19 protein-coding genes and 1 pseudogene are annotated in these 22,729 nt (G+C 58.7%); 13 read left to right on the plus strand and 7 right to left on the minus strand.

All coding sequences use genetic code 11. The features are described from left to right. Positions 1-76 precede the first annotated feature (76 nt). Positions 77-2,812 carry a preprotein translocase subunit SecA gene (secA, locus tag JJD74_RS06350; protein WP_042560656.1) on the minus strand — a complete coding sequence of 912 codons (2,736 nt, stop codon included), beginning with the start codon at positions 2,810-2,812 and terminating at the stop codon, positions 77-79. Between the two features lie 307 nt (positions 2,813-3,119). On the opposite strand from secA, the gene JJD74_RS06355 reads away from it, so the two are divergent. Beyond that, on the plus strand, positions 3,120-3,575 hold the full coding sequence (locus tag JJD74_RS06355; protein ID WP_042560657.1) for a DUF721 domain-containing protein: 456 nt from the start codon (positions 3,120-3,122) through the stop codon (positions 3,573-3,575). A gap of 106 nt (positions 3,576-3,681) precedes the next feature. Here JJD74_RS06355 and JJD74_RS06360 read toward each other — a convergent pair whose 3' ends face one another. Next, positions 3,682-5,169 (minus strand): helicase HerA-like domain-containing protein, encoded by a 1,488-nt coding sequence (locus JJD74_RS06360; RefSeq protein WP_047303179.1) that lies wholly within the window; start codon positions 5,167-5,169, stop codon positions 3,682-3,684. A 188-nt stretch (positions 5,170-5,357) separates the two neighbouring features. Here JJD74_RS06360 and JJD74_RS31375 point away from each other — a divergent pair. The 5 genes and pseudogenes from JJD74_RS31375 to JJD74_RS06380 form a co-directional block, all read left to right on the plus strand. Next, positions 5,358-6,389: pseudogene (locus JJD74_RS31375) on the plus strand (HAMP domain-containing protein); the annotation flags it as partial. A gap of 93 nt (positions 6,390-6,482) precedes the next feature. After that, positions 6,483-7,247: a methyl-accepting chemotaxis protein gene (locus JJD74_RS31380; RefSeq protein ID WP_390896373.1), complete on the plus strand. Its 765-nt coding sequence runs from the start codon at positions 6,483-6,485 to the stop codon at positions 7,245-7,247. Between the two features lie 241 nt (positions 7,248-7,488). Beyond that, complete coding sequence (locus tag JJD74_RS06370) at positions 7,489-8,610, plus strand: glycosyltransferase family 4 protein (RefSeq protein WP_200612324.1); 1,122 nt, start codon at positions 7,489-7,491, stop codon at positions 8,608-8,610. After that, complete coding sequence (locus tag JJD74_RS06375) at positions 8,603-9,379, plus strand: DUF2334 domain-containing protein (protein ID WP_200612326.1); 777 nt, start codon at positions 8,603-8,605, stop codon at positions 9,377-9,379. The genes JJD74_RS06370 and JJD74_RS06375 overlap by 8 nt, the downstream gene beginning before the upstream one ends. After that, a complete protein-coding gene (locus tag JJD74_RS06380; protein WP_047302784.1) occupies positions 9,376-10,374 on the plus strand; it encodes a lysylphosphatidylglycerol synthase transmembrane domain-containing protein in 999 nt (332 codons plus the stop codon). Before JJD74_RS06375 ends, JJD74_RS06380 begins: the two co-directional genes overlap by 4 nt. Here the strand turns inward: JJD74_RS06380 and JJD74_RS06385 are convergent. Together JJD74_RS06385 and purU are read right to left on the minus strand one after the other, a co-directional pair. Next, positions 10,358-10,534 (minus strand): hypothetical protein, encoded by a 177-nt coding sequence (locus JJD74_RS06385; RefSeq protein ID WP_200612327.1) that lies wholly within the window; start codon positions 10,532-10,534, stop codon positions 10,358-10,360. The two genes, JJD74_RS06380 and JJD74_RS06385, sit on opposite strands and share 17 nt — an antisense overlap. Positions 10,535-10,636: 102 nt before the next feature. Continuing rightward, positions 10,637-11,485, minus strand: a complete 849-nt coding sequence (purU, locus tag JJD74_RS06390; protein ID WP_042560661.1) for a formyltetrahydrofolate deformylase — start codon at positions 11,483-11,485, stop codon at positions 10,637-10,639. A gap of 340 nt (positions 11,486-11,825) precedes the next feature. Between purU and mvaT the strand changes: the two genes are divergently transcribed. After that, positions 11,826-12,203 carry a histone-like nucleoid-structuring protein MvaT gene (gene mvaT / locus JJD74_RS06395; RefSeq protein WP_007933316.1) on the plus strand — a complete coding sequence of 126 codons (378 nt, stop codon included), beginning with the start codon at positions 11,826-11,828 and terminating at the stop codon, positions 12,201-12,203. A 97-nt stretch (positions 12,204-12,300) separates the two neighbouring features. Here the strand turns inward: mvaT and sbcB are convergent, their stop codons facing one another. After that, entirely contained in the window at positions 12,301-13,731 is a 1,431-nt protein-coding gene (sbcB, locus tag JJD74_RS06400; protein ID WP_200612328.1) for an exodeoxyribonuclease I, read from the minus strand. Between the two features lie 181 nt (positions 13,732-13,912). Between sbcB and JJD74_RS06405 the strand changes: the two genes are divergently transcribed. The 6 genes from JJD74_RS06405 to JJD74_RS06430 are packed head-to-tail and all read left to right on the plus strand — an operon-like array spanning position 13,913 to position 20,620. After that, positions 13,913-14,626, plus strand: coding sequence for an RDD family protein (locus JJD74_RS06405; RefSeq protein WP_047302791.1), 714 nt, complete (start codon positions 13,913-13,915; stop codon positions 14,624-14,626). Continuing rightward, positions 14,623-15,600, plus strand: coding sequence for a stage II sporulation protein M (locus JJD74_RS06410; RefSeq protein ID WP_200612330.1), 978 nt, complete (start codon positions 14,623-14,625; stop codon positions 15,598-15,600). The genes JJD74_RS06405 and JJD74_RS06410 overlap by 4 nt, the downstream gene beginning before the upstream one ends. After that, positions 15,587-17,134: a DUF4129 domain-containing protein gene (locus JJD74_RS06415; RefSeq protein WP_200612332.1), complete on the plus strand. Its 1,548-nt coding sequence runs from the start codon at positions 15,587-15,589 to the stop codon at positions 17,132-17,134. Before JJD74_RS06410 ends, JJD74_RS06415 begins: the two co-directional genes overlap by 14 nt. Next, complete coding sequence (locus tag JJD74_RS06420; protein WP_200612334.1) at positions 17,131-18,294, plus strand: DUF4350 domain-containing protein; 1,164 nt, start codon at positions 17,131-17,133, stop codon at positions 18,292-18,294. The genes JJD74_RS06415 and JJD74_RS06420 overlap by 4 nt, the downstream gene beginning before the upstream one ends. After that, positions 18,291-19,292, plus strand: a complete 1,002-nt coding sequence (locus JJD74_RS06425; protein ID WP_200612336.1) for an AAA family ATPase — start codon at positions 18,291-18,293, stop codon at positions 19,290-19,292. Before JJD74_RS06420 ends, JJD74_RS06425 begins: the two co-directional genes overlap by 4 nt. Next, entirely contained in the window at positions 19,289-20,620 is a 1,332-nt protein-coding gene (locus tag JJD74_RS06430; RefSeq protein WP_200612338.1) for a DUF58 domain-containing protein, read from the plus strand. The genes JJD74_RS06425 and JJD74_RS06430 overlap by 4 nt, the downstream gene beginning before the upstream one ends. 65 nt (positions 20,621-20,685) lie before the next feature. Here JJD74_RS06430 and JJD74_RS06435 read toward each other — a convergent pair whose 3' ends face one another. Both JJD74_RS06435 and JJD74_RS06440 read right to left on the minus strand, forming a co-directional pair. Next, on the minus strand, positions 20,686-21,660 hold the full coding sequence (locus JJD74_RS06435; RefSeq protein ID WP_200612340.1) for a hypothetical protein: 975 nt from the start codon (positions 21,658-21,660) through the stop codon (positions 20,686-20,688). 37 nt (positions 21,661-21,697) lie between these two features. Next, positions 21,698-22,675: a hypothetical protein gene (locus tag JJD74_RS06440; protein WP_200612342.1), complete on the minus strand. Its 978-nt coding sequence runs from the start codon at positions 22,673-22,675 to the stop codon at positions 21,698-21,700. Positions 22,676-22,729: the final 54 nt, after the last annotated feature.

A 22,729-nucleotide genomic window follows, 5' to 3' on the forward strand; every position in this document is an offset into this window, starting at 1 on the left:
AGTGGTTTGAATGGCAAAACGCCGCGACGGCAGGAGCCGGTCGCGGCGCGGGGTATTTCAGCGGTTGAAACGGGTTTTACTGGATCTGCCCGTGGCAATGCTTGAATTTCTTGCCCGAACCGCAGTAGCACAGTTCGTTGCGGCCCAGCTTCTGCTCGTTGCGAACCGGGGCGGTGGCGAGGGCCACATCGACCTCTTCACCGAGCAATTCCGGTTGCTCCAGACCTGGCGCTTCGGCGTGTTCGAACTGCATGCGGGCGGCCAGTGCTTCGGCTTCCTGACGCAGACGTTGCTCTTCGGCTTCCGGATCTTCGCGGCGGACCTGAACGTGCGACAGCACACGGATCGAGTCGCGCTTGATCGAATCGAGCAGCTCGGAGAACAGCGTGAACGACTCGCGCTTGTATTCCTGCTTCGGGTTTTTCTGGGCGTAGCCACGCAGGTGAATGCCGTGACGCAGGTGATCCATGGTCGACAGGTGGTCTTTCCACAGATCATCCAGCACGCGCAGAACGATTTGCTTCTCGAAGGAGCGCAGTGCCTCGGCACCGGCCTGATCTTCTTTCTCGTTGTACGCGGCCATCAGCTCGGTCATGAGCTTCTCGCGCAGGGTTTCTTCGTACAGGTGATCGTCTTCGTCGAGCCACTGCTGGATCGGCAGCGCCACACCGAAATCGCTCTGCAGCGAAGCTTCCAGACCGGCGACGTCCCACTGCTCTGGCAGCGATTGCGGCGGAATGTGCGCGCTGACGGTGGCGTTGAGTACGTCCTGACGGAAGTCAGCGATGGTCTCGCCAATGTTGTCAGCGGCCAGCAACGTGTTACGCATGTGATAGATCACTTTACGCTGTTCGTTGTTGACGTCATCGAACTCGAGCAGTTGCTTGCGAATGTCGAAGTTACGGCCTTCAACCTTGCGCTGCGCCTTCTCGATCGCGTTGGTCACCATGCGGTGCTCGATCGCTTCGCCCGGCTGCATGCCCAGGGCTTTCATGAAGTTCTTCACCCGGTCAGAGGCGAAGATGCGCATCAGGCTGTCTTCCAGCGACAGGTAGAAGCGGCTGGAACCGGCATCACCCTGACGACCGGCACGGCCACGCAGCTGGTTGTCGATACGACGGGATTCGTGACGCTCGGACGCGATCACCTGCAAGCCGCCGGATTCCAGCACTTGCTGGTGACGCTTCTGCCAGTCGGCCTTGATCTGGGCGATCTGCTCAGGGGTCGGATCTTCCAGCGACGCCACTTCAACTTCCCAGTTGCCGCCCAACAGGATGTCGGTACCACGACCGGCCATGTTGGTCGCGATGGTCAGTGCGCCCGGACGACCGGCCTGCGCGATGATCTCGGCTTCTTTTTCGTGGAACTTGGCGTTCAGAACCTTGTGTTCGATGCCTTCCTTCACGAGCAATGCGGACATGTGCTCCGAAGTTTCGATGGTGGCAGTACCCACCAGCACCGGACGACCGGCAGCCATGCTTTCCTTGATGTCGGTAACGATTGCCGCGTACTTCTCTTCGGCAGTCAGGAACACCAGGTCGTTGAAGTCCTTACGCGCCAACGGCTTGTTCGGCGGAATGACCATCACTTCCAGACCATAGATCTGGTGGAATTCGAACGCTTCGGTGTCAGCGGTACCGGTCATGCCGGACAGCTTGGTGTAAAGACGGAAGTAGTTCTGGAAAGTGGTCGATGCCAGGGTCTGGCTCTCGGCCTGAATGTTCAAGCCTTCTTTGGCTTCGATGGCCTGGTGCAGACCTTCGGACAAACGACGGCCCGGCATGGTACGACCGGTGTGTTCGTCGACCAGTACGACCTGACCGTCCTGCACGATGTATTCAATGTTGCGATTGAACAGCTTGTGCGCACGCAGACCGGCATAAACGTGGGTCAACAGGCCCAGGTTATGTGCCGAGTACAGGCTCTCGCCTTCAGCCAGCAGGCCGACGCGGGTGAGCATGTCTTCGATGAACTGGTGACCGGCTTCGTTGAGTTCGACCTGACGGGTCTTCTCGTCAACGGTGTAGTGACCAGCCTTGGTGACTTCCCCTTCGACTTCTTCAACGTGCAGTTCCAGCTGCGGGATCAGTTTGTTGATCTCGGTGTACAGCTTGGAGCTGTCCTCGGCCTGACCGGAAATGATCAGCGGAGTACGTGCTTCGTCGATGAGGATGGAGTCGACTTCGTCGATCACGGCAAAATTGAGTTCGCGCTGGAATTTTTCTTCCATGCTGAACGCCATGTTGTCGCGCAGGTAGTCGAAACCGAATTCGTTGTTGGTGCCGTAGGTGATGTCCGCAGCGTAAGCCTGGCGCTTCTCTTCCGGCGGCTGGAACGGCGTCACGACGCCGACAGTCAGGCCGAGGAATTCATACAGCGGGCGCATCCAGTTGGCGTCACGACGCGCCAGGTAGTCGTTCACCGTCACAACGTGCACGCCCTTGCCGGACAGTGCGTTGAGGTAAACACCCAGGGTCGCCACGAGGGTTTTACCCTCACCGGTACGCATTTCGGCAATCTTGCCTTCGTGCAAGGTCATGCCACCGACGAGTTGCACGTCGAAGTGGCGCATACCCATGACGCGCTTGCCGGCTTCACGGGCAACCGCAAAGGCTTCTGGCAACAGCTTGTCGAGGGTTTCCCCTTTGGCGATGCGGGCCTTGAACTCTTCAGTCTTGGCGCGCAATTGATCGTCCGAAAGGGCTACCATTTGCTCTTCGAAGGCATTGACGTTCTGTACCGTCTTGAGCATGCGTTTTACTTCACGCTCGTTCTTGCTTCCAAAAAGTTTCTTTAACAAAGGCGCAAACATATCGGCAGGATCTTCCACACTAAAGGGATGGAGGGCGGCCCCGTGAGTCGCCCGAGCAGCCCTCATGGCCGCATGCGAACGAGCATTCTACCCGGAAACGGTGGTGAGGAAAGTGGCGATGTTCCACGATGCTGGCACTGCGCTTTGACGGGGCTCACTTAAAATAGGGGCGTTTTGCTCAACTTCAACCCACACGGGAAAGAAGTTAGTCGTTGATTTAATGGGTAAAGCAGGGTCAAAAGCAATGGGCGAGTGATTTCGGTGCTTTCTGCTACCATGGCGCTTCTGTTACTTCAGGTGTTCGATCATGGCATTTCGCCCTCTTACGGCCAAAGCACCCGCCGTTTTGCTACGCGAAGCCAAGCCGCTCAAAGCCATCCTCGGCCATGCCCATCGACTGGGTCATCTGCAACGCCTGCTCGAAAGCCAACTGCAACCCGCTGCCCGCGAACATTGCCATGTAGCGTCGTGGCGTGAAGGCAATCTGCTGTTGATCGTGACCGATGGCCACTGGGCCACGCGCCTGCGTTATCAGCAAAAACGCCTGCAACGGCAATTGCAGATGTTCGATGAGTTCGCCAGCCTGACGCGGATTCTGTTCAAGGTGCAGCCGCCGACGGTTCAGCGCGGGGCGACCGGGCACACGATGGATCTGTCGACGAACGCGGCGGCAACCATTCAGGCCACGGCAGACGGGATCAGTGACCCGGGGTTGCGCGCGGCACTGGAGCGGTTGGCGGCACACGCAAAAGACAAAACCTGAAAGCAAGATCAAAAGATCGCAGCCTGCGGCAGCTCCTACAGTTGGAAATGCATTCCTCTCTAGGAGCTGCCGCAGGCTCGGGCCGCGATCGGACGATCTTTGCTTTTTAGCGGCGCTTGCTGCCGCCGAGCAGCGAGCCCATCAGGCCGCGCACCAGTTGTTTGCCCAGATTATTGGCTGCCTGGCGCATGGCTGACTTCAAGGCCTGGCCCGCCGCCGTGCCGAGAAATTCCCCGGCACGATCAGCCAGGCTCGGTTCCTCGGCCGCAGGTTTGCCCACCGGCGCCTCTGCCTCCGGTGCCAGGCCTTTACGCCCCATGAGGATTTCATACGCCGACTCGCGATCGATCGGTTTGTCATAGCGCCCTTTGAACGGTGACCCGGCAATCAGCACCGTGCGCTCGGTTTCCGTCAGCGGCCCGATCCGCGACTGCGGTGGCGCCACCAGCACGCGCTGAACCATTTCCGGCGTGCCTTTTTCCGTCAGTGTGCCGACCAGCGCCTCGCCGATCCCCAGTTCAGTCAGCACCGACAGACTGTCGAATGCCGGATTGGGCCGGAAGCCGTCCGCCACCGCGCGCAGGGATTTCTGCTCTTTGGCGGTGAACGCGCGCAAGCCGTGCTGAACGCGCAGGCCCAACTGCGCCAGCACGTCGTCCGGCAAGTCGGCTGGCGATTGAGTAACGAAATACACACCCACGCCTTTGGAACGGATCAACCGTACCACTTGCTCCAGCCGTTCCTGCAACGCCTTGGGAGTGTCGCCGAACAGCAAATGCGCCTCATCGAAAAACAGCGCCAGCAGCGGTTTGTCGGCATCGCCGCGCTCCGGCAACTGCTCGAACAATTCGGCCAGCAGCCACAACAGGAACGTCGCATACACCTTCGGCGCCTCGTGCACCAGACGACTTGCATCCAGCAGATGAATGCGCCCACGGCCATCGGCGGCCGGTTGCAGGATGTCTTCGAGCTGCAGCGCCGGCTCGCCGAACAAGGCTTCGGCGCCCTGCTGTTCCAGGGTTGCCAGGCGGCGCAACAGCGCCTGACTGGAACCGGTAGTCATCAGCGCCGCATCTTCGCCCAACAACTGCGGGTTGTCCTTGAGGTGGTTGAGCAGCGCTTTCAGATCCTTCAGATCCAGCAGCAACAGCCCTTCGCGATCCGCGACCTTGAATGCGGCATACAACGCCGACTGCTGACTGTCGGTGAGTTCCAACAGACTGCCGATCAACAGCGGGCCCATTTCGCTCAACGTGGTGCGCAATGGATGACCGGACTCGCCGTGAATATCCCACAACGTCACCGGATAAGCCTGCGGCTGGTGATTGAGCCAAGGCATGCCGGCGATGCGTTCGGCGACCTTGCCCTGAGGGTTGCCGGCAGCACCGAGGCCGCACAGGTCGCCCTTGATGTCGGCAGCAAATACAGCGACGCCGGCGTCGCTGAAGGCTTCTGCCAGGCGCTGCAAGGTCACGGTTTTACCGGTACCGGTGGCGCCGGCGATGAGACCGTGACGGTTTGCCAGGCGCAGGGCCTGTGCGATCGGTTGCCCCGCGAGATCGGCGCCGATTACGAGTTGCGATGAGTCAGGCATTTTGTCACCCAATGGTTAATCTTTAATTCGCGATGGCCGATAGATAAAGGCGTAGACCTGACTGAAAAGTCGGTAGGACATTTCCCTAAGGAGAGACGGAAATATCAGCTTTTATTCACCTTTGCCCATATTGCGCGTCTTTATAAAAGCACGCCCAGGACATTAAGACCTTAGCGGAACCCCAAGCCATGAACAAAAATCTGCGCTTCAGCCATAAAATTTTGCTTGCCGCCGCCCTCATCGTCATCGCCGCTTTTGCCTCGTTTACGCTTTACAACGACTGGCTGCAGCGCAACGCGATTCGTGAAGATCTGGATAACTATCTAAACGAGATGGGCGAAGTCACTGCCGGCAGCATCCAGACCTGGCTCAGCGGCCGCATTATGCTGGTCGAGAACGCCGCCCAGAACATCGCCATCAACCCCGAACCCGCCAATGTCGCCAGTCTGCTGGAACAGAAAACCCTGACGTCGACGTTTATGGCCACCTACCTGGGCGATGCCACTGGCCACTTCACCATCCGCCCGGACGTGAAGATGCCCGACGGTTTCGATCCGCGGGTTCGCCCTTGGTATAAAGGTGCCGAGAGCAGCAGCACCTCGACCTTGACTGAACCGTACATCGACGCGGCCACCGGTCAGTTGATCATCTCCGTCGCCACCGCCTCGAAAAAATCCGGCCAGAGCGTCGGCGTGGTCGGCGGCGACCTTAGCCTGCAATCACTGGTCGACACCCTCGCCGCCCGGGATTTTGACGGCATGGGTTATGTGTTCCTGGTCAGCGCCGACGGCAAGATTTTGGTGCACCCGGACAAAGCCCTGGTGATGAAATCACTCAAGGAAGCGTATCCACAGGACACCCCGCGCATCAGCAGCGATTTCAGTGAAGTCACCGTCGATGGCAAAACCCGCATCGTTACCTTCGCGCCGATCAAAGGCTTGCCGTCGGTGAACTGGTACATCGGCCTGTCGGTGGACAAGGACCAGGCCTTCGCGATGCTCAGCGAATTCCGCACCTCTGCCGTCATTGCGACCATCATCGCCGTCGGCATCATCCTCGCCCTGCTCGGCATGTTGATCCGCATCCTGATTCAGCCTTTGCACGTCATGACCCGCGCCATGGAAGACATCGCCGATGGCGAAGGTGACCTGACCAAGCGCCTGACCATCGTCAATAACGATGAATTTGGTGTGCTGGGTACGGCGTTCAACCGCTTCGTCGAGCGGATCCACGGCTCGATTCGCGAAGTGTCGTCGGCCACCGGCCAAGTCAACGAAGTCGCCCTGCGCGTAGTCGCTGCGTCTAATTCGTCGATGTACAACTCCGATCAGCAGGCTTCGCGCACCAGCAGTGTCGCCGCCGCGATCAATCAGCTTGGCGCCGCCGCGCAGGAGATCGCCCGCAATGCCGCCCAGGCCTCGAATCAGGCCAGCGATGCCCGCGGCCTCGCCGAAGACGGCCAGCAAGTGGTGGATCGCAGCATCAAGGCGATGAATCAACTGTCGAGCATGCTTAGTGCGTCGAGCAGCAACATCGAGTCGCTCAACAGCAAAACCGTGAACATCGGGCAGATTCTCGAAGTGATCACCAGCATTTCCCAGCAAACCAACCTGCTGGCGCTCAACGCGGCCATTGAGGCGGCGCGTGCCGGTGAGGCCGGTCGTGGTTTTGCCGTGGTGGCGGACGAAGTGCGTAACCTGGCGCATCGCACGCAGGAATCAGCGCAGCAAGTGCAGACCATGATCGAAGAGCTGCAAGTCGGCGCGCGGGAATCGGTGAGCACCATGAGTGAGAGCCAGCGTCACAGCCAGGACAGCGTCGAGATCGCCAACCTTGCCGGTGAGCGTCTGAACAGCGTGACTCAGCGGATTGGCGAGATCGACGGGATGAACCAGTCGGTGGCGACCGCGACCGAGGAGCAGACGGCGGTGGTTGAGTCGATCAACGTCGACATCACCGAGATCAACACGCTGAACCAGGAAGGCGTGGAGAACCTGCACGCGACGCTGCGCGCGTGTTCGGATCTGGAGCAGCAGGCTTCGCGGTTGACGCAATTGGTGGGGAGTTTCCGCATTTAAGATCAAGAGCTTACCCCCTCCCCCAACCCTCTCCCCCAGAGGGGGCGAGGGGAAAGGGAGCCGATCTTCAAGCTTTTCAAATCTGAGTTCGGCTCAGAAGCTCAGGTCGAAACAGCAACCCCAAACACCCCGATCAGTCCCCTCTCCCCCCGGGAGAGGGGACTCTTCGTTCCAACGCAAAAATCCCGACAGAACATCTATTCTTCATAAAGGTCAACCAAGGGAGAACAACAGCGGAGGGATGATCACCGTGCACATTGCCGACATCACCATGTTCTACGCCCCGGCCAGCGGCGGCGTACGCACTTATCTGGATGCCAAGCACCGTCGGCTGGGCATCAAATCAGGGATTCGCCATAGCTTGCTGATTCCCGGCGCAAAATTCGGCGAACACGATGGTGTGTACACGGTTCCCGCCCCCGCCCTGCCCTTCGGCAAGGGTTATCGCTTTCCGGTACGCCTGGCCCCTTGGCGAAATGTCCTGCAGGATTTGCAGCCGGATCTGATCGAAGTCGGCGATCCGTACCTCACGGCGTGGGCCGCTCTGGATGCACGGCGACAACTGGATGTGCCGGTAATCGGCTTTTATCATTCCGACCTGCCGCTATTGGTCAGTAACCGCATGGGCCATTGGGTCACGCCGAACATCGAGGCTTACGTCACCAAGCTTTACGGCAACTTTGACCGGGTTCTCGCGCCCAGTCAGGTCATGGCTGACAAACTCATCGGCCTCGGAGTGCGCAACGTCTTTGTGCAACCGCTGGGTGTCGATCTGCAAACCTTCAACCCTGCCGCCCGTGACTCAGGCCTGCGGGCCGAACTGGGGATCGAGGAAGACACACGCCTGCTGATCTTCGCCGGGCGTGGTTCGAAAGAGAAAAACCTGCCAGTGCTGCTCAAATGCATGCAACGCCTCGGCCCGCGCTATCACTTGTTATTGGTCGGTTCGTCGATGCCCGCTGTGGTGCCGGATAACGTCAGTGTCATCAATGAATTCTGCACGGCACCAACCGTTGCACGACTGATGGCCAGTGCCGATGCGTTGCTGCACGCCGGTGATCAGGAAACTTTCGGTCTGGTGATCCTTGAGGCGATGGCTTGCGGCATTCCGGTCGTGGCGGTGGCGGCCGGGGCGTTTGAAGAAATCGTCCCCGATTCCTGCGGCCTGCTCTGCGCACCGAATAACCCGCAGGCGATGGCCAATGCCGTGCGCGAATTGTTCAGTCGCGGCGTTAGCAAACTCGGTGCTCAGGCGCGCCAACATGTCGAACACCATTACGCCTGGGACACGGTCGTCGATAGCCTGCTGAGTCACTACCACGCAGTCCTCGGCCACGCGATGCCTCGGGTGGCGAATGGCTGATCTCATGAACCGACCCGCTGTGCTGCTGGTGTTGCACGATGTGGCGCCATCGACCTGGGCGGATTACCAACCGTTTGTCGAGGCGGTCGACGCACTGGGCAACGTGCCGATGACCTGGCTGGTGGTGCCGGACTTTCATCGCCACGACAATCTTGATGCGCACCCGGACTTTCGTCGACTTCTGAGCGAGCGCGTTGCCCGTGGCGATGAATTGGCCCTTCACGGTTTTTTCCATGATGACCAGGAGCCTCGACCGCGCACACCAAGAGACTGGTTCATGCGCCGCGTCTATACCCATGAGGGCGAGTTCTATCGATTGTCCCACGAGGCTGCTCTCGCCCGTCTTCGCGCCGGCATTGAGATGTTCCAGCGCTACGACTGGCCACTGCACGGTTTCGTCGCCCCGGCCTGGTTGATGAGCGAAGGCACACGCCTGGCGCTGAGCGAGTTGCCGTTGCGCTACACCAGTGATCCGCAGCATCTGTATCGTTTGCCGGATTTCACCCCGATCGACGCACCGGGCCTGGTCTGGAGTGCCCGCAGCGCCTGGCGTCGTGGCCTGTCAAAAATTCTCAGCGAGCAACGTGAACAGCGCTGGCGCCAAGCGCCGGTGATTCGGCTAGGATTGCACCCGGTGGACATGCGCCACGGGTTCTCCCGCGAATATTGGCGCAATACCCTCGAACGGTTGCTGACGGATGGACGAGTACCGATGACCAAAATCAACTGGCTGGCCCAACAGCGCGATCAACTGGAGCACGCCGCATGAACCGCGGCATTGTGTTGCTGATCGGACTGCTCGCTGCGGTGCTGATTCCGCTGCTGCTCGGCGGCAGTGAAATCTGGGGGCGCCTGCAAAGTTTTCCCCTGAAGTGGCTGCTGATCATGTTCGGCATGATTCTGCTGTGCTGGGGCATCAACACCTTGCGCCTGCGGTTGTTGCTGGGCGATCAACGCGACCGCGTCACGCCGCTGAAAAGCCTTGGCGTGGTCATGGCGGCCGAGTTCGCCTATTGCGCGACACCTGGCGGCAGCGGCGGACCGCTGACAATCATGGCGCTGTTGGCCCGCTGCGGCGTACGGCCGGCCCGTGGCAGTGCGGTGTTTGCCATGGATCAACTCAGTGATCTGCTGTTTTTTCTCTGCGCCCTGAGCGGAATTCTGATTTACGCCCTGTTTCAACACCTCAGCGACCGTATGGAGTGGCTGCTGATTATCAGCGCCGTGTCGCTGTTCGGCGGGTTGTGCAGTTGCGTACTACTGGCGCGCTACCATCGCCGACTGATCCGCCTCAGCGGCCGGGTGCTGGCACGCATGAACGTGCAACCCAACACCCGGCGCCGCTGGGCACGCAAGCTGCTGCATTTTCTCGCGGCATTTATCGATACGCTGAAATTGCCATGGCAAACCTTGAGCAAAGTCTTCGCCCTGACCTGTGTGCATTGGCTGCTGCGCTACAGCGTGCTGTATCTGGCATTGCGCGGCCTGGGAGCGGATTTGCAGTGGGCCTGGAGTTTTCTGGTGCAGATGCTTTCGCTGGGCGCCGGGCAGTTCAGTCTGTTGCCCGGTGGCGCGGGCGCTGCGGAGTTGACCTCGGCGGCGCTGCTGGCACCCATGGTCGGCAAATCGACAGCAGCGGCGGCGATTCTGATCTGGCGGGTGGTGACGTTTTACTTCTATCTGGTGGTGGGTGGGCCGGTGTTTCTGCTGATGCTTGGGCGACCGTTGCTGAGGAAACTGATGAAAGTCAGGCAGGCTTCTTAGCCTCATCCTGTTCATCCATGAGTTGTTCCCACAACTCGGCCGCACCGGGAAACTCGGTGCCATCCTCCGGGCTCATGTCATCCGAGTCATAGCGACTCAAACAACCCTCGCCCAACGTAGCGGGTGCTTTGGAAGTGGCTTTGTCCAGTGGATCGCTCATGGCTTTTCCTCGGATCAAAAAACGGCAAAGGGATTTATACAAAAAAGGGCCTGGACGATTGAACGCCCAGGCCCTTCCTTTTTCAAGCATGCGTGAGTTCGATCAGAACACCACAGTCTTGTTGCCGTGCACCAGCACTCGATCTTCGAGGTGATAACGCAGACCGCGCGCCAGAACCATCTTCTCGACGTCACGACCGAAACGCACCATGTCTTCGATGCTGTCGCTGTGGCTGACGCGCACAACGTCCTGCTCGATGATCGGCCCCGCGTCCAGCTCTTCAGTCACGTAATGGCAGGTCGCGCCGATCAGCTTCACGCCACGCAGCGACGCCTGATGATAAGGCTTGGCGCCGACGAACGACGGCAGGAAGCTGTGGTGAATATTGATGACCTGGTGCGCATATTCGCGGCACAGCGCCGGCGGCAGGATTTGCATGTAGCGCGCCAGCACTACAACTTCGGCGTCGTGCTGTTTGACCAGACGCGACACTTCGGCGAAGGCCGGTTCCTTGTCCTGCGGATTGACCGGAACATGGTAATAAGGAATGCCATGCCACTCGACCATGCTTCGCAGGTCGTCGTGATTGGAAATCACGCAGGATATTTCGCAATCCAGCTCATCGCTGTGCCAGCGGTGCAGCAGGTCAGCCAGGCAGTGGGATTCGCGGCTGGCCATCAACACCACGCGTTTTTTCTGCTCGGTATCGGTGATGCGCCAGTCCATCGAGAACTCTTCGGCGATTGGCGCAAACTTCTCGCGCAATACTTCAATACCGAACGGCAGCGAATCGGCACGAATCTCGTGACGCATGAAGAACCAGCCAACCTGATTGTCGGAGTGGTGGCTCGCTTCGGTGATCCAGCCGTTGTGGGATGCCAGAAAATTACTGACTTTGGCAACGATGCCAACGCGGTCCGGGCAAGAAATCACCAGCCGAAAAGTGCGCATGAGGGGGTAACTCCAGAACTTCGCAAAGGCCGCCATTCTAGCGACTGCGCAGGAAAACTGCAGTATTGATGAACGCGCACGCGCGACCGGCCCCGCAGCATGGCGTTTTTTTCACGGGACCACCGTCAACTTTGCCCACCCACCAATGGCCCCTCTTGTGCCGTTCACTGTGAATATCTGTGATGACTGCATCACACTATTTAACTGGACATTCAATTTGCCGCTAATTCTTGTAACTCATTTAAATAAAAAACCCGGTTAAATGTTTACTTGATGAAACAGCCTGACTATTATTGCGCCACTGTCCCCTGCAATTCAGCACTCTACTAAGGTAGTAATCATGTCCTTGATCAACGAATATCGCGCCACCGAAGAAGCAATCAAAGAGCTGCAAGCCCGTTTGAAGAACCTGTCGCAAGACGACAAACTGCAAACCGAGCTGGAATTCGAAGGCAAACTGCGCACCCTGATGGGCGAATACTCCAAATCCCTGCGTGACATCATCGCGCTGCTGGATCCGGAATCGAAAACCAAAGCACCACGCGGCGGCGCAGTAAAAACTACCGGCACCAAGCGTGCTCGCAAAGTTAAACAATACAAAAACCCGCACAACGGCGAAGTCATCGAAACCAAAGGTGGCAACCACAAAACTCTGAAAGAGTGGAAAGCCAAGTGGGGCGGTGACGTGGTTGAAGGCTGGGCTACCCTGCTGGGCTAAGCCGCAACGCCTTCGCAGAGCGATCCGCGAAAAAAGAAACGCCAGCGAATGCTGGCGTTTTTTTATGCCTGGAATTTGCTCCCGGCGATGTTCGATTTCAAAGATTCAAACGTTTGCGTAATGCCTGGACATAATTCTGCCATTCATTGAGCACCTCTTTCTGCATCGGTGTCGCACTTAGCAACCATTGCTCTGCGGCCTCCGTAAAAGATTTCAAGGTATTGGGTGCACCCCATTCAGGCTCGGACAAACGCTGCCGCGAAAATATTTGCCAGCGTTCCTGCTCTTCAGAATTCAACGTCTCTGGAAAGTTGCGTGCTCGATATCGAAAGAGTAATTCAGGCAACCGTTCATCATCGAAAGGCCATTGCTCTTGCGCCAATTGAGCAGGATCGGCCGCTCTGACTTGCTCACATAGACGCCGGTCGCGGTCACCGATAAATCCGTCGTACAACTGTTGTTCCGGATCCTCGCTCGGGGTGAAATCTTCACTGGCATAAATCGCCGCAACTTTATCTTTCCAAACTTGTTGTGCGTCAGTTAGTCGCAGCGTTCGTTCCTGATAAAGCGCCATGTCCAGGCCCAGCCGTTGCTGATCCTGCGCACGCAATACCGTCAGCGGTGCCACCACCGGGCATCGGTTTATATGAATCAACTTGAGCGGCACCGGCAACTCGCCTTCCAGCAAATCGTCACGGCGGGTGTACAAACGCTGGCGCAGGGTTTGCGCATCCAGATCGAGCAAGCCCTGCGGATCGAGGTGCAAGTCGCAGACGATCAAGGCGTTGCGGTTTTTCGGGTGCCAGGCCAGCGGCAGTACAACGCCGACATAACTGCGCGCCGCGGAGAAGCGTCCGCTGATATGCACCATCGGCTGTAACAGGCGAATCTGATCCATGACTTTTTGCTTGCTGCGCAACTGGAACAGCCAGTCGTACAGCTTTGGCTGCTTTTCACGGATCAACCGCGCCAGCGCGATGGTCGCACGCACGTCCGACAAGGCTTCGTGGGCATGCCCGTGATCAATGTTGTTGGCGGCCGTCAGGCGCTCGAGCTTGAGGGTCACCCGCCCCTCGTCATCGGTCGGCCAGACCAGCCCGTCCGGACGCAAGGCATACGCGGCACGCACCACGTCGATCAAGTCCCAGCGACTGTTGCCGCCCTGCCATTCGCGCGCGTACGGGTCGAAGAAATTGCGATACAAACTGTAGCGCGTCATCTCGTCATCGAAACGCAAGGTGTTGTAACCCGCGCCACACGTGCCGGGGGCGGCCAATTGCGCGTGTACCCGGGTCATGAAATCGGCTTCGCTCAAACCCTTTTCGGCGAGCTGGCTCGGGGTAATGCCAGTGATCGCGCACGCGGCCGGGTGCGGCAGGATGTCTTCGCTGGGCTGGCAGTAGAGATTGACCGGCTCGTCGATTTCGTTGAGCTCATGGTCGGTGCGAATCCCGGCAACCTGCAGCGGCCGGTCGCAACGGGGATTGATGCCGGTGGTTTCGTAGTCGTACCAGAAGATGGAAGTCACGGGCGGTTCCTGAACTGAAGATCGGCGAAGTCTAGGCGCTCAACCGCGGTCGCGGCCAGCCTCGCGTCATTCAACCACCGGGCGACACACGATGTGCAATACATAGTTATGTCGTTTTCCCCCGAGAGGCTGCTAGCATCGACCCCACTTGCATCCCGAACAGGCGAACATCAGGTAGCCCATGCTCGAACCCACAGCACCGCCAAGGAAAGCACCGCTGGATACGCGGCATCAGGTCGAAACGCCGGAGGGTATCGACTTGCCGTTGCGTCCTGCCGGGTTGATGGTGCGGGCCATCGCTTTCGCGATTGATCTGGGGATTCGTGGCTTGATCATGGGCGTGCTGTTTATTGTGCTGGCGTTGCTCGGCAGACTCGGCATGGGCCTTGGCTCTCTGCTGTTGTTTGCGATCAGCTGGTGGTACATGGTGCTGTTCGAAGTGCTGCGTCAGGGGCGCTCGCCGGGTAAACAATGGATGGGATTGCGGGTGGTGCACGACGACGGCACCCCCATCGGCTGGTCGGCCTCCTTGCTGCGCAACCTGCTGCGTTTTGTCGACCTGCTGCCGTTCGGCTACTTTCTCGGCGCCATCAGTTGCCTGCAACACCCAACCTTCAAACGTCTGGGCGATATCGCCGCCGGTACGCTGGTGGTGTACAGCGAACGCCCGCTGACCCGCCCGCAATTACCCGACGCCGAACCCCGCCGTGCGCCCGTGCCGCTCACCCTGAGCGAGCAACGTGCTGTGCTCGGGTTTGCGGAACGCCAAGGTGAACTGTCACCCGCACGGGTCAATGAGCTGGCCGGTTTGCTGGCCCAGCCGCTGCATATTTCCGCCCCCAAAGCCGTCGCCGAACTCAACGGGATCGCTCGCGGTTTGTTGGGCCCCACATGAAGCAAAGTCTTTTCGAAAGTCGCCACAAGGCCGAATGGGAGCGTTTTGCGCTGGCCCTTGAACGCCTCGAACGAGGCAAGGAAACCTCGCAAGTGGCGGGTTTCCCCAAGGCCTATCGACGCCTTTGCCAACACCTGGCGCTGGCGCAGGAACGCGGCTACAGCAGTTTTCTCATCGACTCTCTGCAACAACAGGTGTTACGCGGCCATCAACAGCTGTATCGGCATCGCAGTCGACTGGGCGCCAACCTGATCGGCTTCGTCCTCGCCGGTTTCCCCCGGCTGGTGCGCAGCGAATGGCCCTTCGTGCTGGTCGCCGGCCTGCTGTTTTTTGGCAGCCTTATCGGTGTCGCGGTGCTGGTCTACATGTTCCCCGAGTTGGTTTACAACCTCATCCCCGCCGATCAAGTGCGTGAAATGCAAAGCATGTACGACCCGGTGGCCGGCCACCTCGGGCGCCCGGCCGAGCGGGCTGCCAGTGAAGACTGGATGATGTTCGGTTACTACGTGATGCACAACATCGGCATTGCCTTTCAGACGTTCGCCAGCGGTTTGCTGATGGGCGTGGGCAGCGCATTTTTCCTGTTCTACAACGGTCTGGTCATCGGCGCCGTGGCCGGGCACCTGAGCGAAATCGGTTTCGGCCAGACCTTCTGGTCATTCGTCATCGCCCATGGCGCTTTCGAACTGACGGCCATCGCCCTGGCCGGCGCCGCGGGGCTCGAACTTGGCTGGGCATTGATCGCACCGGGGCGCCTGACCCGCACAGAAGCGTTGAAACGCGCCGCCCGCAAGAGCGTGCTGCTGATCTGTGGGGTCATGCTGTTCTTGCTGATCGCAGCGTTCATCGAAGCGTACTGGTCGTCGAAAACCAGCGTCGCGCCGCTCACCAAATACCTTGTCGGCGCCGGTCTGTGGATATTGGTCGCGAGCTATTTGCTGTTCGCCGGAAGGACCCGTCATGCGCCTGAGTGATGCCACCGTGGTGATCCGCCCGCGCGCAACATGGGAAGCCATGGACCTGGGCGTGCTCATGAGCCAGCAACACCGGCGCCTGTTAATGACCAGTTGGGCAATCGTCACCCTGCCGCTGTTCGCCTTGCTCAGCGTATTGTTGTGGGACTCGCCATCCCTGGCTGTGTTTATCTTCTGGTGGCTGAAGCCGGCCTACGAACGCCTGCCGCTGTACATTCTGTCCAAAGCCCTGTTCGGCGAAACCCCGACGCTCAAGCAAGCCCTGCGCGAGTGGCCGCGCCTGCTCAAGCCACAATTGCTGGCCAGCCTGACGTGGCGACGGCTGAGTTTCAGCCGCAGTTTCCTGATGCCCGTGGTGCAACTCGAAGGCCTGGACGGCAGTGAACGGCAACAACGTCTACAGGTGCTGCTGCAACGCAACGCCGGCGCCGCGCAGTGGCTGACCATCATCGGCGTGCATCTGGAAACGGCGCTGTGGATCGGCCTGTTGGTGCTGTTCTACCTGCTGTTGCCGCAGCAGATTGAAACCGATTGGGACTGGCAGTCGTTGATTCTCGCGGCGGATCACGAATGGCGCTGGCTGGAGCACCTGACCAATGTCTTCTATGCGCTGGTGTTGGTGGTGTGGGAGCCGATCTACGTGGCTTGCGGGTTCAGCCTCTATCTGAACCGGCGCACGCAACTGGAAGCGTGGGACATTGAACTGGTGTTCCGACGCTTGCGCCAACGGCTGAGCAGCAGCGTGCTCGGCGTGCTGCTGGCGGTGTGTCTGTTGCTGCCACCTGTGCAACCGGTCTGGGCTGCCGAGCCTGTTGATGCGCCGGACGCTCCGCGTCTGTTGAATCAGCCACTGACCAGTCAGGCATCACGCGACAGCATCAAGGCACTGCTCGAACAACCACCCTTCAAGAACCCGGAATCCGTCACCCGTTACCGCTTTGGCGATGACCCGGCAAACACCGCCAAAGAAGAACCACCCGGTGAAGCCCCGCAGTGGCTCAAAACCCTGCTGGGCTGGCTGGATGGCCAACACTTCAACGCCTTGGCCACGATCATCGAAGTATTGCTGTGGGGCACATTGATCGCTGCGCTAGGCTGGCTGATCTGGCGTTACCGCGAATTTCTGCAAGCGTTTGTCAGCCGCCGTCCGGCCCTGCCCGCCCGGGCAAAAAGGCCCGTGCCGCAGCAAGCCTTCGGCCTGGATCTGAACCGCGACACCTTGCCCGACGATATCGCCGCCCACGCCGAACAACTCTGGCAGAGTCAGCCACGCGCGGCCCTGAGCCTGCTCTATCGTGGCCTGCTCAGTCACTTGCTCCACGATTTCGATCTGACCCTGAAAGCTGCCGACACCGAAAATCAGGTGCTGGCGCGAGTCGAACAACTCCAGCGTCCGGAGCTGCTCGCATTCAGCCGCACCCTGACCACCCATTGGCAGAACATGGCCTACGGGCATCGCGTACCGGCGGTGCACCTGCAACAGGAATTGTGCGATGGCTGGCGCGCGTTATTCGGCCATGGAGCGTCCCGTTGAATCGGCACACGCTGTGGTGGGGCGGCGCATTGCTCGTCGCGCTGCTGAGTGTGCTGGGCATTTTTCTCTACCTTGTGGCCAAGCCTTATCAGGAACAGATCGATCACGGCCCATCGCCCGCCGCACAGGCCAATCCTTATCTGGCGGCGGAAATGTTCTTGCGTGAGCGCGGCATCAACGTCAGCCATGCCGAAAGCCTGGCTGTGCTGCCGGATATCGAACCGCACGGGCACACCCTGCTGCTGTTCAACGACCGCTCGCGGATGACCCCGCGTCAGGTCGATCAGGTATTGAACTGGACGCGGGCTGGCGGGCGGCTGGTGTTCGTCGCCGAATCGTTGTGGGATGAACAGTCAAAACAGAGCAACGACCTGTTGCTTGATCGGGTGCAACTGCATCAATCCCTGAGCAAGGATCTGAAGGATTCGCCCGCCGATCAGGAGACGGATCCGTACCCGAAATTGACCAAGTTGTATCTGGAGGACGAAGACGCCCCGGCCTACGCCGGGTTCGACACAGACTTCCACCTCGACGACCCGAAGAATCTTGCGCAAGCCTGGGCCAACAGCGCCAAGGCCACACACATGATGCAACTGGCCTACAGCCTCGGTTCGATCACAGTGGTCACTGATGCCGAGTTGTGGAAAACCACGGCGATCGCCCAGTACGACAACGCCTGGCTGCTCTGGTATCTGAGCGCCGACACCGATGTCACGCTGATCTACAACACCGAACACGATGGCTTGCTGACGCTGCTCTGGCGCTATTTTCCGCAAGCCATCGTCGCCCTGCTTGCGCTGATCGGTTTGTGGCTCTGGCAGGCCGGCGTGCGCCATGGCCCACTTCAGGCGCCAGCCGCAAATGGCCGCCGGCAGTTGCAGGAACACTTGCGCGCCAGTGCCGATTTCATGCTTCGGCACAACGGTCAGCAAGCGCTGTTGCAGGCACTGCAACAAGACGTGTTGCGCCGTGCCCGCCGCCGCCATCCTGGTTTTGATCAATTGAATGTTGCCGAACAATGGCTGGCGTTGTCGCGTCTGACCCGACAACCCACCCGCGCCATCAGCCAGGCCTTGAGCCCGGTGCCGAACCGGCGGATGTCCAGCGCCGATTTCTGCCGCCAGGTCGCCCACCTGCAAACCTTGAGGAACACGCTATGACTGAACAGATCGAGCCCGGCAGCGCCAGCCACGCCGCCCAGCAACGCCAGCGCGCCAGTCAACTGGCGCAAGCGGTGCGCAGCGAATTGCGCAAAGCGGTCATCGGCCAGGATCCGGTGATTGATGACGTCCTGACGGCGTTGATCGCTGGCGGCCATGTGCTGCTCGAAGGCGTTCCCGGATTGGGCAAGACCTTGCTGGTGCGGGCGTTGGCGCGTTGCTTTGGCGGCGAATTCGCACGCATTCAATTCACTCCCGACCTGATGCCCAGCGACGTCACCGGCCATGCCGTGTATGACCTGCAAACCGAGCAATTCAAGCTGCGCAAAGGCCCGTTGTTCACCAATCTGCTGCTGGCCGACGAGATCAATCGCGCCCCGGCGAAAACCCAGGCGGCGCTGCTCGAAGCGATGCAGGAGCGCCAGGTCACGCTGGAGGGACGCGCCCTGCCGATCGCTCAGCCATTCATGGTACTGGCGACGCAGAACCCGATCGAACAGGAAGGCACCTACCCACTGCCCGAAGCCGAACTCGACCGCTTCATGCTCAAGGTGCGCATGGACTACCCGGACGCGGAACAGGAACTGAACATGGTGCGTCAGGTCAGTCGCTCGACCCGCGCCGACATGCTTGATGTGCAGCCGTTGCGCACCGTGCTGCAAGCAAAGGACGTGCAAGCCCTGCAACGCATCGCCAGCGATTTGCCGCTGGATGATCAGGTGCTCGATTACGCCGTTCGCCTGGCGCGCAGCACCCGCACCTGGCCAGGCCTGAGCCTCGGCGCCGGGCCACGCGCCACGATTGCGCTGGTGCGGTGCGCCCGCGCCAGAGCCTTGTTACGCGGCGGTGAATTCGTGATTCCGGATGACATCAAGGGCTGCGCGCTGGCGGTGTTGCGCCATCGTGTGCGCATTGCCCCGGAGCTGGACATCGAAGGCCTGCAAGTCGATCAGGTGCTGCAGCAACTGCTCGACCAAGTCCCGGCGCCGCGTCTGTGAAACCCTCGAAACTGTTATTGAGCTGGGTCGCCGTGCTGCTGGCCATCGCCATCGTGCTCGGCACTTTGCAGGCACTGCAAATCGAGCTCCCGGCCAGTCTGCTTTCGATCAACTGGGGACTGCTGCTGGCACTGTTGGCGTTGGCGACACTCGACGCGGTGCGCCTCAAGCGTTTGCCCACCGTGCGGATCAAGCGACAGATGCCCGGCAGCCTCGCATTAGGACGCTGGGGTGAGGTGCAGCTCAAGGTTGAACACGATTTTGCCGAGCCATTGAACATCCAGATTTTCGACCATGTCCCCGATGGCCTGAGTTTCGAAAACCTGCCGTTGAATGTTGCGCTGCAACCGGGTCGGCACAGCCAGATCAGCTATCGTCTGCGCCCTCTCAAGCGCGGGCATTTCAGCTTCGAACAGTGCGAAACCAGCCTGCCGAGTCCACTGGGGTTATGGTCGGGCAAACGCCTGCTCAGCGTTATCGACAACACCCGGGTTTATCCGGATTTCGCGCGACTCTACGGCGGCCAATTACTGGCGGTAGACAACTGGCTCAGCCAGCTCGGCGTGCGCCAACGGCAACGTCGCGGCCAAGGGCTGGAGTTTCACCAGCTGCGTGAATTTCGTGAGGGCGACAGTCTGCGTCAGATCGACTGGAAAGCCACCGCCCGCCAACGCACACCGATTGCCCGCGAATATCAGGACGAACGCGACCAGCAGATCATCTTCATGCTCGACTGTGGCCGACGCATGCGCAGTCAGGACGATGAACTGTCGCACTTCGATCACGCGCTCAATGCCTGCCTGCTGCTCAGTTACGTGGCCCTGCGCCAGGGCGATGCCGTGGGCTTGAGCACCTTTGCCAGTGATCAACCGCGCTACGTTGCGCCGGTGAAAGGCAATGGCCAACTCAACGTACTGCTCAATAGCGTCTATGACCTCGACAGCACGCAACGTCCCGCCGATTACCAAGCCGCCATCAACCAACTCCTGACCCGACAAAAACGCCGGGCACTGGTGGTGCTGGTCACCAATTTGCGCGATGAGGACGATGAGGAACTGCTAAATGCAGTCAAGCGTCTGAGCCAGCAACACCGAGTGCTGGTGGCGAGCCTGCGCGAGGACACACTCGACATATTGCGTAAGTCGCCAGTGCAAACACTGCCCGAAGCATTAGCCTATTGCGGCACCGTGAGCTATTTGAACGAACGGGCAGAACTGCATGAGCGATTGAGTGCTCATGAAATCCAGTTTTTGGATTCGCGCCCCTTTGAGCTAGGGGTTGGCTTGGTGACACGGTATCTGGCATTAAAGAAGGCGGGTAATTTGTAACCGGTGAGCAAAACACCCTTTCTCAGTGAAAAGGTGTTTATTGCTCAGCGCCCCCTCAAGCCGTGTCAAACGATCGTTCCGTCATATCGGTTGAGAATTTCCAGCCGCCGGACTCCTTGTGTATGAACATTTGTAGCTGCCTCACCCAATGAATCGGTGATCCTAAAAGTTTGACTGGAACCGGCTTTGTTAACTCGGACACCATTCGCCCTCTTACCCGAAAACCTGGAGGTCGCGCGAATATGACGCTTGATCCACTTTTCGTGACCTATCGGCGTTGTATGTTCCGTCGTCCAACGCTCAACCGTCACAAGATTATGGGCCAACGACATGGTTAATGGCGATGACGTTACTCCCCATTCCACGAGCGTTATCTGCAAGGAAAAATCCCCGGACTGGGTACTGTCGAGACAGTCCAGTTCCCACGTTATACCTTCCTGCGTGAGCAGCTCCTCTGTCCCTAGCGCAGGTGAAATCTCCACACCGAGATTCGCGCCAGGAGCCTTTTCCCATTCCAGTTTTATTGGCTTATTCAGCAAGCGACTGGAGGGTTTGGGTCGAACGGTCAACTTGTGCTTTGCACCGAGACATGGAAAAGCGCTGCCCGGGAAGGCGACATCAACTTCGTCAAATTTAATGTCCAGTTCCTGCGCCAAATTCCACAACGTCCCCAGCACGGGCGGTGACCCGGGTAAGCCAAAGAGTGGAAGTTCAAACTGCAATACAAAAGCGGTGCTGGGTGCGTTTTGCGCCGTGATAGTCCAACTCACCGACGTGGTGCCTGTCGCCATATCGATCAACTGCTCCAGGGGCGGTTCGAAAACCAGTCCGGATTCGTCATCACCAGCCAGGTAATACAGACCAATACGACTCTCAGGCAGGCCAATCAAATAACTGTATTCATAGTCCAGTGTCAGCGTGCAGACGTCGCCAGGCAATAAATTCAACTTCAAGTCAGGCCATCTCACCCGCTGGCCATTTACGAAAGGCATGAACTCTTGCAACCAGGTATTCGACTCGGGCGTTGGATCATTACTCATACTCATGACCTCCTTGTGGAAACTCAAAAAACGTCGATCAGACGACGATCCCGTTATAGTGATTCAAAACAGACATACTGATATTCGCGTTATTGCGATTATCCATAACAAACAAGCCAGCCCCATTGGTTCTCGGGTAACTGATGTAATCATCTCTTATTACAGTTACGACAACGCCCGCAGCAGGCTTATTTAAAAAAACCGACGTAGCACGAATATGGTGCGTATACCAAGTAAGGGCTGGATATTGCCAATGTTCCTCTGTCCAACGCTGAACAGTTACAAGGTTATGGGCCAATAACAGAGTTAATGGCGATGACGTTACTCCCGATTCGACTAACGTCAGTTGCAAGGAAAAATCCCCTGACTGAGTACTGTTGAGACAGTCCAGATCCCACGTTTTTCCTTCCTCCGTTAGCACCTCCTCTGCCCCCAGAGCAGGTGCAATCTTCACCCCGAGATCTGCGCCAGGCTCCGCGCCCCAAGTCAGTTTGAAAGCCTTGTCCAGTAATTTGCTGGAGGGTTTGGGCCGAACGGTAAACGTGTGCTTTGCACCAAGACATGGAAAAGCACCACCTCCAAAGGCAACATCGAATTCGTCAAACTTGATTTCCAGTTCCTGCGCCATATTCAATATCGTCCCCGGCACAGGTGGTGACGGTGGTAGGTCGCCAATTAAAGGCAAGGCAAATTCCAATCCAAAAGCTCCACTGGGTGCGCCATCTGTTTTGATAGTCCAGGTCAACGAAGTGGAACCTTCGGCCATTTCAATCAACTGCCCTAAAGGAGGATCGAAAACCAGCCCGTGTCCCTCTTGGCCGGACTGGTATCGCATAGTAATAAAGGCGTCCGGATCGCCGATCAGCCAACTGTATTCATAGTCCAGTGTCAGTGTGCATTCGTCGTTATCCAATAAATTCAGCGTCAGGTCAGGCCACTTCACACGTTGACCATTAACGTAGGGCGCAAACTCTTGCAGCCAGGTATTTGAGTGGGGCATCGCATTAGTACTCATGCTTATAACTCCCTTGTAAAACGCCAGAGCAAACTAACTAAATAGATGAATGAC

The sequence above is a fragment of the Pseudomonas sp. MF6776 genome (assembly GCF_016613125.1).
GTDB lineage: Bacteria > Pseudomonadota > Gammaproteobacteria > Pseudomonadales > Pseudomonadaceae > Aquipseudomonas > Aquipseudomonas iridis.

Coding starts and splice junctions, on each gene's coding strand:
- JJD74_RS06360 (WP_047303179.1), bottom strand. CDS start 5,169: ATGCCTGACTCATCGCAACTCGTAATCGGCGCCGATCTCGCGGGGCAA.
- secA (WP_042560656.1), bottom strand. CDS start 2,812: ATGTTTGCGCCTTTGTTAAAGAAACTTTTTGGAAGCAAGAACGAGCGT.
- JJD74_RS31380 (WP_390896373.1), top strand. CDS start 6,483: ATGTACAACTCCGATCAGCAGGCTTCGCGCACCAGCAGTGTCGCCGCC.
- JJD74_RS06435 (WP_200612340.1), bottom strand. CDS start 21,660: ATGAGTAATGATCCAACGCCCGAGTCGAATACCTGGTTGCAAGAGTTC.
- JJD74_RS06375 (WP_200612326.1), top strand. CDS start 8,603: ATGGCTGATCTCATGAACCGACCCGCTGTGCTGCTGGTGTTGCACGAT.
- JJD74_RS06425 (WP_200612336.1), top strand. CDS start 18,291: ATGACTGAACAGATCGAGCCCGGCAGCGCCAGCCACGCCGCCCAGCAA.
- JJD74_RS06385 (WP_200612327.1), bottom strand. CDS start 10,534: ATGAGCGATCCACTGGACAAAGCCACTTCCAAAGCACCCGCTACGTTG.
- JJD74_RS06370 (WP_200612324.1), top strand. CDS start 7,489: ATGATCACCGTGCACATTGCCGACATCACCATGTTCTACGCCCCGGCC.
- JJD74_RS06410 (WP_200612330.1), top strand. CDS start 14,623: ATGAAGCAAAGTCTTTTCGAAAGTCGCCACAAGGCCGAATGGGAGCGT.
- mvaT (WP_007933316.1), top strand. CDS start 11,826: ATGTCCTTGATCAACGAATATCGCGCCACCGAAGAAGCAATCAAAGAG.
- JJD74_RS06405 (WP_047302791.1), top strand. CDS start 13,913: ATGCTCGAACCCACAGCACCGCCAAGGAAAGCACCGCTGGATACGCGG.
- JJD74_RS06380 (WP_047302784.1), top strand. CDS start 9,376: ATGAACCGCGGCATTGTGTTGCTGATCGGACTGCTCGCTGCGGTGCTG.
- JJD74_RS06355 (WP_042560657.1), top strand. CDS start 3,120: ATGGCATTTCGCCCTCTTACGGCCAAAGCACCCGCCGTTTTGCTACGC.
- JJD74_RS06440 (WP_200612342.1), bottom strand. CDS start 22,675: ATGAGTACTAATGCGATGCCCCACTCAAATACCTGGCTGCAAGAGTTT.
- purU (WP_042560661.1), bottom strand. CDS start 11,485: ATGCGCACTTTTCGGCTGGTGATTTCTTGCCCGGACCGCGTTGGCATC.
- JJD74_RS06415 (WP_200612332.1), top strand. CDS start 15,587: ATGCGCCTGAGTGATGCCACCGTGGTGATCCGCCCGCGCGCAACATGG.